The sequence below is a fragment of the Ancylobacter crimeensis genome (assembly GCF_023016805.1).
In the GTDB taxonomy this organism is placed as follows: domain Bacteria; phylum Pseudomonadota; class Alphaproteobacteria; order Rhizobiales; family Xanthobacteraceae; genus Ancylobacter; species Ancylobacter crimeensis.
In genome coordinates this window covers 230,245-243,318 of sequence record NZ_JALKCH010000004.1, presented here as the reverse complement: position 1 = coordinate 243,318, position 13,074 = coordinate 230,245, and the positions used below count along the sequence as shown (strand labels likewise).

Below are 13,074 nucleotides of genomic sequence, written 5' to 3'. Positions count from 1 at the left end.
TTCACGCGCGTGGACGGGCACCTTCGATGAACAGCTCCAGGCAGCGCCGCACATAGGCGCGGGGCTCGCCGAAGCCGGGCCAGTGATGCCCTTCGCTGCTGCGTACCAACGGGTTGAAAACGATGTCCATGAGCATGCGCGCGGCGATCCGGCTGTCCTCGACCGCCATCCGCCCCAGCGCGTTCTGCCGCTCGATCCAGGCGGTGAGCTCGGCATGGGTCATGTCACGGCCGCGCTCCTCTACCACCGCTTTCAGTTCGGGATAACGCTCGCACTCGACCATCACCACGCGGATGAAGGCGGCACGCGCGCGATCGTCGGCAACACTGGTGTCGCACAGGAAGATGCGCGTGAGCGATTCCACGAGGGGAAGGTCATCGCGGCCGCGACGCAGGTCGATCATGGTTTCGCGGTGGGAGTCGGTCACCGCGGAGAACAGCGCGAGCTTGCCCGGGAAGAGCCGGTAGAGCGTCTTCTTCGACATCCGGCAGTGCGCCGCGACATCGTCCATCGTCATACGGCCATAGCCTTCCTCGCACAGCAAGGCGAAGGCGGCCTCTATGATGCGCTTGCGCTGGGCCTCGTCGGAAACAGTCTTGGGCCGGCCGCGGCCGCGTGGTGTATCCTCAATCTGTGCGTGCTTATCCATGTCCCCGCCATCCGATGCCGATATCCGCCCAGCGCTTTCCCACAGCCCGGCGAATTGACAATCCGTTCGTCACTGAAATAAGGATACTTTCAAGTTTCGTAAATAGGGAGCGTCCTGTGTCGTCGCCCGCTTATTCCGGCCGCACCGGCTTTCGCCTTCGCCGCGCCGCCGGCCCGTTCGTTGCCGGCCTCGCCTGCCTCGTCATCCTTGCCGGCTGCAAGGAGCAATCCGCACCAGCCGGCCCGACCGCCGGCCAGGCCCGACCGCAGGTCGGCGTCGTCACGCTGCACCCGCAATCCGTCGCGATCACCGCGGAACTGCCGGGGCGCACCACGGCCTCGCTGGTCGCGGAGGTACGCCCGCAGGTGGACGGCATCATCAAGGATCGCATCTTCCAGGAAGGCAGTGAGGTGAAAGCTGGCGATCCGCTCTACCAGATCGATCCGGCCAGCTATCAGGCCAGCTTCGACAGCGCCGTGGCGGCGCAGGCCAAGGCGGAGGCCGCCGTGCCGAGCGCGCAGTCCAAGGTCGATCGCTATGCCGGCCTGATCAAGCAGAACGCCGTCAGCAAACAGGACAATGACGATGCCATCGCCTCGCTCGCCCAGGCGACTGCCGACGTGGCTTCGGCAAAGGCCAGCGTCGAGACGGCGCGCATCAATCTCGATCGCACCCGCATCACCGCACCGATCAACGGGCGCATCGACAAATCCTCGCTGACCCCGGGCGCGCTGGTGACCGCCAGCCAGGACACCGCCCTGACCACCATCCGCACGCTCGATCCCATCAATGTCGACGTGACCCAGTCCAGCACCAACCTGCTGAACCTGCGTCAGGCCATCGACGCCGGACGCATCAAGATCTCCGGCAAGGATGTGAAGGTGCGGCTGAAACTCGACAACGGCACCATTTATCCCCATGACGGCACGCTGGAATTCGCCTCCGCCTATGTGGACGAGACCACCGGCACCTTCGGCGTGCGGGCGACCTTCCCCAACCCGGACCGGCTGCTGCTGCCGGGCATGTATGTCCGCGCCATCGTCGAGGAGGGCGTCGCTCCCAACAGCTTCCTCGTGCCCCAGCGAGGCGTGACCCGAAACACCCGCGGCGAGCCGATCGCCCTCGTGGTCACCGCCGACAACAAGATCGAGCAGCGCGTCCTCACTGTGGGGCGCAGCGTCGGCAACAACTGGCTCGTGCAGAGCGGCGTGGCCGACGGTGATCGGATCGTGGTGGAGGGCAGCCAGTTCGTGAAGCCCGGAGCGGACGTGATGCCGGTCGAGGTCACCATCGACGAGACGACCGGCGAGGTGAAGGACCGCGGCAAGGAGGGTGCCCTGCCGATCAAAGGGCACAATTTCGCCTACGCCGGCACGCCGGCCACCGGTCCGGTGAAGGAGTAAGCCGTCGTGGCGCGTTTCTTCATCGACCGACCCATCTTCGCATGGGTCATCGCCATCCTGATCATGCTGGGCGGCCTGCTCGCCCTCAATTCGCTCTCGATCGCGCAATATCCGCAGATCGCGCCGACCACCGTGCGCATCACCGCCACCTATCCCGGCGCGGACGCGCAGACCGTCGAGAACTCGGTGACCAAGGTCATCGAGCAGGGCATGACCGGGCTCGACAATCTCGACTACATCTCGGCGACCTCGACCTCGACCGGGCAGGCGAGCATCACCGTCACCTTCACCAACGCGGCCGACCCCGACGTCGCGCAGATGCAGGTGCAGAACAAGCTCCAGCTTGTCACCTCGCAGCTGCCGACCATCGTGCAGACGTCCGGCATCGAGGTCGACAAGGCGTCCGACAGCTTCCTGATGGTGGTCGGCTTCGTCTCCAACAACGGGTCGATGTCCTCCATCGACATCGCCGACTATGTGGATTCGACGCTGAACGACCCGCTGCGCCGCGTCTCCGGTGTCGGCACTACGCAGGTCTTCGGCTCGGCCTATTCGATGCGCATCTGGCTCGACCCGGACAAGCTGGCCAAGTTCCAGCTCATGCCGAGCGACGTCACTGCCGCCATAGAGGCACAGAATACGCAGGTCTCAGCGGGACAGGTCGGCGGCCTGCCGCAGAGGAAGGGACAGCAGCTCAACGCCACCGTCACCGCGCGGGGCCGACTGCAGACCCCCGAACAGTTCCGCAACATCATCATCAAGAGCACCAGCGACGGCTCCTTGGTCCGGCTCAATGACGTCGCCACCGTCGAGCTCGGCGCGGAGAGTTACACCACCACCTCGCGCTACAACGGCAAGCCCTCGGCGGCGCTCGGCATCAACCTCGCCACCGGGGCCAACGCCATCAGCACCGCGGACGGCGTGAAGGCGGCGATCCAGCGTCTGTCGGGCACCTTCCCGGAAGGGCTGGAAGTCGTCTATCCCTATGACACGACCCCCTTCGTGGTGCTTTCGATCGAAGATGTGGTGAAGACGCTTTTCGAAGCCATCGTCCTCGTCTTCGTCGTGATGTTCGTCTTCCTGCAGAGCATCCGCGCCACCATCATCCCCACCATCGCGGTGCCGGTTGTGCTGCTCGGCACCTTCGGCGTGCTGGCGCTGTTCGGCTACTCCATCAACACGCTGACCATGTTCGCCATGGTGCTGGCGATCGGCCTGCTGGTCGATGACGCCATCGTCGTCGTCGAGAATGTCGAACGCGTGATGGACGAGGAAGGGCTGCCGCCGAAGGAAGCCACCCGCAAGTCGATGTCGGAGATCACCGGCGCGCTGGTCGGCATCGCCACGGTGCTGTCCGCCGTGTTCGTGCCGATGGCGTTCATGGATGGGTCGGTCGGCGTCATCTACCGGCAGTTCTCGGTCACCATCGTCTCGGCCATGGTGCTCTCGGTGCTGGTCGCGCTCATCCTGACGCCGGCGCTGTGCGCCACGATCCTAAAGCCGCGCAAGGACGCCGCCGGCGAGGCCGGCCATGCGAAGCAGAAGGGCATCTTCGGCGCCTTCAACCGCGCCTTCGACCGCGGCAGCAACGCCTATCGCTCCGGCACGGCGGGCGTCATTGCGCGCTCCGGGCGCTTTCTCGTCATCTTCCTCGCCATTGCGGTGGCGATGGGCTGGATGTTCACCAAGCTGCCCTCCTCCTTCCTGCCTCAGGAAGACCAGGGTATCCTGATCACCAGCGTGCAGCTTCCCGTCGGTGCCACCGCGAACCGCACCGAAACGGTGCTGGCCGACGTGACCCGGCATTATCTCGAGAACGAGAAGGACGCGGTGGAAGGCGTGCTCACCGTGCAGGGCTTCGGCTTCGGCGGGCAGGGCCAGAATGTCGGCATCGCCTTCGTGCGCATGAGGCCCTTCGACGAGCGTACCAGCCCCAACCTCTCCGCCTCCGCGGTGGCAGGCCGGGCGATGGCCGCCTTCTCGAAATTCCACGACGCTCAGGTCTTCGCCCTCGCCCCTCCGGCGATCCAGGGCATGGGCAATTCCAACGGCTTCGACTTCTATCTGCAGGACATCAACGGGGCGGGCCACGACAAGCTGACCGCGGCCCGCAACCAGCTTCTCGCCAAGGCTGCCGGCGATGCGCGCCTCGCCAATACCCGTCCCAACGGCCAGGAGGACGAACCGCAGCTCGTGGTCGACATCGACGAGGAAAAGGCCAGTGCGCTTGGTGTGTCGCTGTCGGACATCAACGACACGCTCTCCACCGCGTGGGGCAGTTCCTATGTGAACGACTTCATCGACCGCGGCCGCGTGAAGAAGGTGTATGTGCAGTCCGCCGCCGACTTCCGCATGCAGCCGGAAGACCTCGCCAAGTGGCACGTGCGGAATTCGGATGGCACGATGGTGCCGTTCTCCTCCTTCACCTCCACGCGCTGGACGTTCGGCTCCCCGCGACTCGAACGTTTCAACGGTTCGTCGGCGGTCGAGATACAGGGTCAGGCCGCGCCGGGGGTGAGTTCGGGCGACGCGATGAACGCGATCGACGAGCTCGTCGCCCAGCTTCCCGCCGGCTATGGCCATGAATGGATCGGCCTGTCGAAGCAGGAGCAGCTCTCCGGCGATCAGGCGACCACGCTCTACGCCATCTCCGTGCTGGTCGTGTTCCTGTGCCTTGCCGCGCTCTACGAGAGCTGGTCGATCCCCTTCGCGGTCCTGCTTTCGGTGCCCATCGGCATCTTCGGCGCGCTGGTGGGCGCTCATCTGTTCGGCCAGACCAACGACGTCTATTTCAAGGTCGGCCTGCTCACCACCATCGGCCTCGCCGCGAAGAACGCGATTCTGATCGTGGAGTTCGCGATCGAGCGCCAGCAGCACGGCTTGGGGCTGATCGAGGCCACGCTCGACGCCGCGCGCCAGCGCCTGCGCCCGATCCTGATGACCTCCTTCGCCTTCATCCTCGGCGTGATGCCGCTGGCGATCGCGAGCGGGGCCGGCTCGGGGGCGCAGAACGCCATCGGCATCGGCGTGATGGGCGGCATGATCGCGGCCACCGTTCTCGGCGTCTTCTTCGTGCCGCTGCTCTTCGTCACCGTGCGCCGCATCTTCGGGCGCGGTGACAAAACGGCCACGGATGCGGGTCCGGAAACGGACGGACACACATCATGACGGGTAACGAGGCCGTGAATCACCTACACTCCCCGCCTGTTGTCCGCCTTAGCCGGAACCGCCTCATGATCGTACGCCATGCCGCCTTCCGCTCCGACCTGCCGCTGGCGCGGCTTTCCGCCGCCCTGCTTCTGGCGACGGCGCTCGCCGGATGCGCGGTGGGGCCGGACTACAAGGCGCCCAACCTCGTCCTGCCGGCCAAATGGGGCACCACCCACAAGACCACCCTTGCGGATGGCGCCAACCCGGCGAACCAACCCCCTCAGCTCGCGCGCTGGTGGGAGCGGCTCAATGACAAGACACTGAACAGCCTCGTCGAGGAGGCTGTCGTCGGCAATCTCGACGTCGCCAGCGCCAAGGCCCGCGTGCGGGAAGCACGGGCGAGCCGCAAGCAGGCCCTCGCCTCCCTCGCTCCGACGCTCGACGGCTCCGGCAGCTACCAGCGCGGGAAGAGCGCGGGCGGCAGCGAGGGAGACGCATTCAATGGCGGCCTCGACGCGAGCTGGGAGCTGGACCTGTTCGGTGCCAATCGCCGCACGGCGGAAGCTGCCAAATACGGCCTCGACGCCGCCGAGGAAGACCTGCGCAACACGCTGCTCACCCTCATCGGCGATGTCGCGACCTCCTATATCGAGGCGCGCGGCTATCAGGCCCGCCTGGCGCTGGCCCAGCGCACCGCACAGTCGCAGCGCGAGACGGCCGGTCTCACCCGTACCAAGTTCCAGGCGGGCTCGGCCTCTGCAGTGGATGTCGCCAATGCCGAGGGGCAGGCGGCGAGCACGGAAGCCAACATCCCCGAGCTGCGTTCCGCCTTCCAGCAGACGGTGCACGAGCTCAGCGTCCTGCTCGGCCTACCGCCGGCAACGCTGAACGAGCGCCTTGCGCGCAGCGCGCCGATCCCGACGCCTCGCTTCCCGATACCGACCGGCGTGCCGGCGAACGTGCTGCTGTCTCGCCCCGACGTCCGTCTCGCCGAGCGCCAGCTCGCCCAATACACCGCCCGCGTCGGCGCGGCGGAGGCGGCGCGCTACCCGGATGTGAGCCTGACCGGCGACATCTCGACCGCCGGCGTCAAGGTCGGCGATCTCGGCAAGAGCTCGAGCATCAGCTGGAGCTTCGGCCCCTCGGTCAGCGTGCCGATCTTCAACGCCGGCTCGCTGCAGGCAGCGGTGGAATATGCGCAGGCCCAGCGCGACGAATATTTCATCGCCTACCGCGCCTCGGTGCTCGCCGCGCTGCAGGATGTCGAGAATGCCAATGTCGCGATGCAGCAGGAGCGCATCAAGAACCGCAGCCTCGCCTCCTCGGCCGCCTCGTATCGGCAGGCCACCTCGCTCTCGCGCTCGCTCTACCAGTCCGGATCGTCGAGCTTCCTCGACGTGCTCGACGCCGAGCGCTCGCTCTATTCGGCGGAGGATTCCTACCTTGCCAGCCGCGTCGCCATCGCCACCGACTATGTGGCGCTGAACAAGGCGTTGGGAGGTGGCTGGCCGGGCACGGTCGACACCCGCACCCCGGACGTGGTCGACCAGATGGGTCCGCGCTTCGTAAGCTCCGACTGGGCCGAGAGGTTCGCCGGCCGGCAATAGGCGGCAACGCGGCCTAAGGTGCACAATCGTTCCGGCCGGGAGATGCCATCCGGCCGGAAGCCCCTTAACGATGGTGCATTCCACCACCGGGACAACGCCATGCCTATCACCGCGCCGCTTCCGCCGGATGTCACATTCGCCGATGTCGAGGCCGCCGCGGTTCGCATTGCCGGGGCGATCGCGCATACGCCCTTCGTGCAGTCCGAGACCCTCTCCGCCAAGCTCGGGGCGGAGATCTGGCTGAAGTTCGAGAATCTGCAATTCACCGCCTCGTTCAAGGAGCGCGGCGCGCTGAACAAGCTACTGACGCTGAGCGCCGCCGAGAAGGTGCGCGGGGTGATCGCGGCTTCGGCCGGCAACCATGCGCAGGGCGTCGCCTACCACGCGCGGCGCACCGGCGTTTCCGCCACCATCGTGATGCCGACCACCACGCCCAACCTCAAGGTCGAGCGGGTGCGCGAGCACGGTGCACGGGTGGTGCTGCACGGCGCGGACTTCGCCGAAGCCGCCGCCGAGATGTTGCGGCTCGCGCAGGTCGAAGGCCTCACGATCGTCCACCCCTTCGACGATCCCGCCATCATCGCCGGGCAAGGCACCGCGGCGCTCGAAATGCTTCGCGCCGTGCCCGATCTCGACATGCTGGTTGTGCCGATCGGCGGTGGCGGGCTGATCTCCGGCGCCGCGGTCGTCGCCCGCGCTATGCGGCCCGATCTACGCGTCGTCGGCGTGCAGTCGGAGATCTTCCCGGGCATGGCACGCGCAGCGAAAGGCTTTATCGGCGAGCCGGCGCCGGGCTCGACGGTGGCGGAAGGCATCGCGGTGAGCGAGCCGGGTCGCCTCACACGCCGCATCGTCGCCGCCGGGGTGGACGACATCGCGGTGGTGAGCGAAGACGCCATCGAGGAGGCGATCGCCCTGCTGCTGGGTATCGAGAAAACACTGTGCGAAGGCGCCGGCGCGGCCGGCATCGCAGCGATGATCGCGCAGCCGCCGCTATTTGCCGGCCAACGGGTTGGCGTCATTCTTTCGGGGGGCAACATCGACACCCGGGTGCTGGTCGCGGTTCTCCAGCGTCACCTCACCCGCGCCGGGCGCATGGTGCGCATCCGCGCGGAACTTCCCGACCATCCCGGCGCGCTGGCGCGGTTGACCGCGACCGTCGCGGCCCACGGCGGCAATATCTACGAACTGCGCCACGAGCGGCTGGCGGCCACCAGCCGTGCCAAGGAAAGCTCCGTCTCGCTCGACATCGAACTGCGCAACCCTTCCGATCTTTCCGGCCTCATGAGCCGTCTTGCCGAAGAGGGCTTCCGCGCCCGGCAGGATGCGTTCTGACGCGCTATCCCGAGGGCTGTGCGTTCGGATCCTCGTCCTCGCCGACGGGCGGCAGCATGCCGGTGCCCGGCGTCGCATCGGGATTGGTGAGATGCGGTTGTGCGTGCGGGCCGGCCGGCGGCACGTCGGGCTTCCGGCCCGGAGGCGTCTCCGGCTTCGCATCGCTGCCGCTCTGGATCCTGTCGTCATCTGTCATGTCGGCCTCCTGATCCAGTCCGAGGGGCACGCCCCTCACCGTTAAGGAACCGACGCAGACGGCCACGGGTTCCGTTCAGGCCTTCGACACCCGCCAGACGCAGTCGCCGACATCGTCCACCACCAGGAGGCCGCCACGCCGGTCCACGATGACACCCACCGGCCGGCCCAGCGCCTTGCCGTCGACCCGGAAGGCTCCGAGAATCTCCTCCGGCGGGCCGGACGGCTTGCCGTCAGCGAAGGGTACGAAGATCACCCGGTAGCCGGAGGGCGGGTTGCGATTCCACGAGCCGTGCTGGCCGATGAAGGCGCCATGGGTGAAGCGCTCGCCGAAGCGGCTGTCATCGACGAAGGTGAGGCCGAGCGAAGCGGTGTGGCAGCCCAGCGCATAGTCCGGCTTCAGCGCCCGCGCAACGAGATCGGGCAGCTGCGGCTTCACCCGCTCGTCCACGACCTTCCCCCAGTAGGAATAAGGCCAGCCATAGAAGGCGCCGTCCTTCACCGAGGTCATGTAATCGGGCACGAGGTCGTCACCGATTTCGTCGCGCTCGTTCACGCTGGTCCAGAGTTCACCGGTTACCGGGTTCCAGTCCATGCCGACGGGGTTGCGAAGGCCACCGGCGAAGACGCGGCGCGCGCCGGTTGCGATGTCGACCTCGAGGATGGCCGCACGGTCGACCTCCTCCTCCATGCCGAACTCGGCGACGTTCGAATTCGAGCCCACGCCCACATAGAGCTTGGTGCCCGCCTTGTTGGCGACGAGGCTCTTGGTCCAGTGGTGGTTGCGCCCGGCGGGCAGGTCGCAGATCTTCACCGGCGCGGCGGTGATCCGCGTCGCGCCCGGCTCGTAGGGAAAGCGCACCAGCGCATCCGCATTGGCAACGTAGAGGTGCTCACCCACAAGTGCCATGCCGAAGGGCGAGGTCAGCCCTTCGAGGAAAGCGAAGCACTGCTCGGCGATGCCGTCGCCATCCGCGTCGCGCAGCAGCGAGATGCGGTTCGCGCTCTTCACCCCCGCCCCGGCCCGCACCATGACGAAGCTCTGCGCCCACCAGCGCAGCGAGAACACGCCCGCCGGGCTCGGCGGTGCCGCGCTCTCGGCGCAGAGGACATCGCCGTTGGGCAGCTCATAGACCCAGCGGGGATGGTCGAGATCGGTAGCGAAGGCCTCCACCTTGTAGCCGGCGAGCGGCACTGGCTTCTGCCCGGCCCCCCACCCCACCGCCGGAGCTATCTTCATGACCGGGATAAGGGTCGGCTTCGGCTTGGGCAGGCTTGGCGCAGCGCCATAGCCCTCGCTCTCGACCAGCGCCGGCTGCTTGCGCAGATCGGTGAGGAAATGCGCCACGCCGGTGACGCAGGCGCCGAGAAAACCGCTGATCTTGACGTAATTCGCCATGCCACACCCCACTGCCTAAACCTTGTACGTTGATCACAGAAAAGGCGACGGCCGGCAATGCCCTCTTGGACGGAGAGGCGCGCCGTCGCAACGGGAGCCTTTTATCGACGGGGACGTTGACCCGTCGCCGCAATCGGAAAATGCTCCGGGCTACAGGAATCCGCGTCGCGTTCCTGTCCATCGGGCGGAAGCTGCGAAGGAAGGAGAAACCACGCCATGCCGCTTGTCGCCATGTCCGACGGTTGCCGCGTGCATTACGACATCATGGGCCGCGGCGCGCCGGTGGTGCTCATTCCCGGCCTTGGCGGCGACGGGCGGTTCTGGGAGCCGGTCGCGGAGCGGCTGGTCCATGGCTTCATGTTGATCGTCGTCGATCATCGCGGCGCCGGTCGCAGCGATCGCCCGCTCGGTCCTTACAGCATCGAGCGCATCGCCGCTGACGTGCTTGAGATCATGAATGCCGAGGAGGTCCACCGCGCTCACCTCGTTGGCCATTCGACCGGCGGAGCCATCGTGCAGACGCTGGCGCTCGATGCCGCAGAGCGCGCGGATCGCATCGTCATCAGCGGGAGCTGGGCGCGGCCGGATGCGCGCTTCCGCATGCTGTTCCAGGCCCGCCTCGCCTTGCTGGAAGCGAACCAGCCGGAGATTTACCAGGCCTTCACCCATGTGCTCGGCTATTCGGCGGAGTGGCTCGCCAGCCATGAGCACGGGTTGGACGGCGCGGTGGAGCGGGCACGCGCCGCGCTTGCGCCGCTTGATGTCACCGCCGCGCGGTTGCGCATGCTGCTGGCCTTCGACCGGGCGGGCGAGATCGGCCGCATCGCTGCGCCCACCCTCGTGCTGGGTGCGCTGGATGACGAGATGGTGCCCTATGCCCATTCGCTGCGGATCGCCGAGGCGATACCTAGCGCGCTGCTGGATTCCATGGCCGGCGGCCACTTTTTCCCCCGGACCGATCCGCACCGCTTCGCCGAGCTGGTGCGCGGCTTTCTGGTTGGCTGAAGCCGCCTCAAACGAACAGAGCCGCCCGGGGGCGGCTCTGTGTCAACCGGCGCGATGCCGCGCGATCAGCGGCGTGAACCGGTCAGCCACGCAATGAGCGGATTGGAAGTCGGAGCAGACGGGTTCTGCAACCGGTCCACGACCACCATCTGGGTGACGTCGCCGCGCTTATAGGCCGCCAGGAATTTCTCATATTCGCGGAATGACACGCAGCCATTGGAATCGCCCCGCGCACCGAGCATGTAGGTGTGGCTCAGAATGCCGTCGCGGCCATACATCTTGCCATCGCCGACCGGCGTCATCCGCAGCGCCTCGACACCGTGGAACAGCGATTCGCGCATGCTGAGCTTGTAGGTGTTCGGCGGGGTCGGGCCACGCATCTTCACATGGATGTAGCGCGGATTGTCGAACATCTCGCCATAGCCGGAATGGGCTTCCAGCTTGGCGCCGCCCGGAAGGTAAACGGTCTTGGCGGAAATGTCGTAGAGCGCGTAGCGGTCGCCACGGCCAGGAATCCGCGCTTCGGCCAGACCCGAGGAGAGCGGGCCGGTGGGCAGCGGCTTATCCGCCGGGGTCGCGGCCGCGACCTTGGGCGGCGCGTTGTCCGGCTCGGCCGCGGCGTCGAGATCGTCCGGGCGCGGCGGCGGCGCAACGGCGAGCCGCTCCTGCGCGGAAGGATCGTCCGGCGTGTCGTTGGCATTGAGACGTCCGGCCGCCACCAGCGGATTGGTTGCCGGCAGGGGTACGGTGCGCGCCGTCTTCACGACCGGCGAGGGAATCGGCACCGGGATCACCGCGAGATGCGACGCGCCCGGCTGGGGAATGTCCGCTTCCTGCATGTCGAAAGGCTCGTCGCCGGAAACCGGGCCGAGCGAAGCCGAGACGAAGGGAGCCACGGGACGGGACCCCGGTTCCGGTGTGGCAGGCGCCGCCGCAACACGGACCGGAACCTGCAGGGCGGAACTGAAGAGCCAGCCCGAAGGCAGGGAGACGATTCCGACGGCGCGATAATTGCCGATGTCGGAAACGCTCGGAACGGGCGGCACGTCGCGCACCGCGACGTGCGGGGGAACCATTGCCGGCTGCTGTGTATTGATACGGGGCTGGGTTGCCGGATCGGGCGCCGCGGCGAAGGAGACCATACCGGTCGCCGCCGCGCCGAACAGCAATGCGCCGCCCACCAGACCGACGCCGACCAGACTGGCCACGGCGATTCGCGCGGGAGACCGCTCTGGTGCGGCGGGTGAGAAGGCGTGTGTGGCCGTAATCGTCATGGTCCTCACAGTGCGACAAGAGTCGCGAGCCGGCGGGCACGCGAAGCTTATCAATCCTGCCCCTGCGGTCAATTCGCTCCCGTAGCAGAACATTCCGCTACGTCCGCGCGCCGCGATTACCACACGGCGTGTCGCCGATCCACCGGTCGACCGAAGCGAAGGATAAGGGCGGTTTGGGCAACAATGTCTTAACGCGCCGCAACAGCGAACATGACGTGGTGACCATATTGCCAGGCAGCGAGGTGCACGAGCCTTGCGGTTTTCCTGTGGCCGGGGCAGTCGCCCCCGAATCGTAACGCCCTTCACGATTCCGTGATCATATGGGCGCGAACCGGGCTCTGACACCGTTCGGATAAAGCTGCGCCTATCGGGGTGCCGCTTCCCCTACCCGGTTGCTGCGGGAGCGGCCTTGGTGAGCGCGGTCGCAGGGAACAGCCCGGCGAGGGGTTCGTTCTTAACCCGACCCGCGCACGTCGCGTCAGGGTGCGCCCCAACCGAGGACACGCCATGAAAGACCTGAACGAGCTCTTCGTGCACCTGCTCAAGGACGTCTACTATGCCGAGCGCCAGATCCTGAAGGCGCTGCCCAAGATGGCCAGGACGGCCGCGACCCCAGAGCTGAAGAAAGCCTTCGAAAATCACCGGACCGAGACCGAAGGCCAGGTTGAACGCCTGCAGCAGGTCTTCGAGATGATCGACAAGCCTGCTCGCGGCATCAAATGCGAGGCCATCGAGGGGCTGGTCGAGGAAGCCAAGGAAGTGATGGACGAGGCAGAGACGCCCGAAGTCATGGATGCCGGCCTTCTGGCCTCCGCGCAGGCGGTGGAGCATTACGAGATGGCCCGCTACGGCACGCTGATCGCCTGGGCCAGCCAGCTCAACATGCCGAAGGCCGTGCGCCTTCTGGAGCAGACGCTGGCGGAGGAGAAGAAGGCCGACGAGCTCCTCACCAATATCGCCATGCAGAGCGTGAACAAGAAAGCGGCGTGATGCGTTAGCAGGCAGGGCGGACGTTCCTTCCACGCCGGACGAAGCCCTACCTCCCTCCCCAGACTGG

10 protein-coding genes are annotated in these 13,074 nt (G+C 66.8%); 6 read left to right on the top strand and 4 right to left on the bottom strand.

Annotated elements, in window-relative coordinates:
* Position 1: 1 nt before the first annotated feature.
* Positions 2-649 (bottom strand): TetR/AcrR family transcriptional regulator, encoded by a 648-nt coding sequence (locus MWN34_RS07340; protein WP_247028084.1) that lies wholly within the window; start codon positions 647-649, stop codon positions 2-4.
* A 203-nt stretch (positions 650-852) separates the two neighbouring features.
* Here MWN34_RS07340 and MWN34_RS07335 point away from each other — a divergent pair, with 203 nt between their 5' ends.
* The 4 genes from MWN34_RS07335 (at position 853) to MWN34_RS07320 (ending at position 8,144) form a co-directional block, all read left to right on the top strand.
* A complete protein-coding gene (locus MWN34_RS07335; RefSeq protein ID WP_247028364.1) occupies positions 853-2,052 on the top strand; it encodes an efflux RND transporter periplasmic adaptor subunit in 1,200 nt (399 codons plus the stop codon).
* A gap of 6 nt (positions 2,053-2,058) precedes the next feature.
* On the top strand, positions 2,059-5,220 hold the full coding sequence (locus MWN34_RS07330) for an efflux RND transporter permease subunit (protein ID WP_247028082.1): 3,162 nt from the start codon (positions 2,059-2,061) through the stop codon (positions 5,218-5,220).
* A gap of 65 nt (positions 5,221-5,285) precedes the next feature.
* Positions 5,286-6,809, top strand: a complete 1,524-nt coding sequence (locus MWN34_RS07325) for an efflux transporter outer membrane subunit (protein WP_247028080.1) — start codon at positions 5,286-5,288, stop codon at positions 6,807-6,809.
* Positions 6,810-6,908: 99 nt separating this feature from the next.
* Positions 6,909-8,144 (top strand): threonine ammonia-lyase, encoded by a 1,236-nt coding sequence (locus tag MWN34_RS07320; protein ID WP_247028078.1) that lies wholly within the window; start codon positions 6,909-6,911, stop codon positions 8,142-8,144.
* 4 nt (positions 8,145-8,148) lie between these two features.
* On the opposite strand, the gene MWN34_RS07315 is transcribed toward MWN34_RS07320, so the two are convergent.
* Both MWN34_RS07315 and MWN34_RS07310 read right to left on the bottom strand, forming a co-directional pair.
* Positions 8,149-8,340, bottom strand: coding sequence for a hypothetical protein (locus tag MWN34_RS07315; RefSeq protein WP_247028076.1), 192 nt, complete (start codon positions 8,338-8,340; stop codon positions 8,149-8,151).
* 75 nt (positions 8,341-8,415) lie between these two features.
* Entirely contained in the window at positions 8,416-9,738 is a 1,323-nt protein-coding gene (locus MWN34_RS07310; protein ID WP_247028074.1) for a PQQ-dependent sugar dehydrogenase, read from the bottom strand.
* Positions 9,739-9,954: 216 nt separating this feature from the next.
* Here MWN34_RS07310 and MWN34_RS07305 point away from each other — a divergent pair, with 216 nt between their 5' ends.
* Complete coding sequence (locus MWN34_RS07305; RefSeq protein ID WP_247028072.1) at positions 9,955-10,743, top strand: alpha/beta fold hydrolase; 789 nt, start codon at positions 9,955-9,957, stop codon at positions 10,741-10,743.
* Positions 10,744-10,808: 65 nt separating this feature from the next.
* On the opposite strand, the gene MWN34_RS07300 is transcribed toward MWN34_RS07305, so the two are convergent.
* Positions 10,809-11,951 carry a DUF2778 domain-containing protein gene (locus MWN34_RS07300; RefSeq protein WP_247028070.1) on the bottom strand — a complete coding sequence of 381 codons (1,143 nt, stop codon included), beginning with the start codon at positions 11,949-11,951 and terminating at the stop codon, positions 10,809-10,811.
* Positions 11,952-12,524: 573 nt separating this feature from the next.
* On the opposite strand from MWN34_RS07300, the gene MWN34_RS07295 reads away from it, so the two are divergent.
* Positions 12,525-13,007 carry a YciE/YciF ferroxidase family protein gene (locus tag MWN34_RS07295; protein ID WP_247028068.1) on the top strand — a complete coding sequence of 161 codons (483 nt, stop codon included), beginning with the start codon at positions 12,525-12,527 and terminating at the stop codon, positions 13,005-13,007.
* Positions 13,008-13,074 lie beyond the last annotated feature (67 nt).

Bases quoted from the DNA above. Each gene is read 5' to 3' on its own strand.
- MWN34_RS07295 (WP_247028068.1), top strand. From the start codon at position 12,525: ATGAAAGACCTGAACGAGCTCTTCGTGCACCTGCTCAAGGACGTCTAC.
- MWN34_RS07305 (WP_247028072.1), top strand. From the start codon at position 9,955: ATGCCGCTTGTCGCCATGTCCGACGGTTGCCGCGTGCATTACGACATC.
- MWN34_RS07325 (WP_247028080.1), top strand. From the start codon at position 5,286: ATGATCGTACGCCATGCCGCCTTCCGCTCCGACCTGCCGCTGGCGCGG.
- MWN34_RS07320 (WP_247028078.1), top strand. From the start codon at position 6,909: ATGCCTATCACCGCGCCGCTTCCGCCGGATGTCACATTCGCCGATGTC.
- MWN34_RS07315 (WP_247028076.1), bottom strand. From the start codon at position 8,340: ATGACAGATGACGACAGGATCCAGAGCGGCAGCGATGCGAAGCCGGAG.
- MWN34_RS07310 (WP_247028074.1), bottom strand. From the start codon at position 9,738: ATGGCGAATTACGTCAAGATCAGCGGTTTTCTCGGCGCCTGCGTCACC.
- MWN34_RS07340 (WP_247028084.1), bottom strand. From the start codon at position 649: ATGGATAAGCACGCACAGATTGAGGATACACCACGCGGCCGCGGCCGG.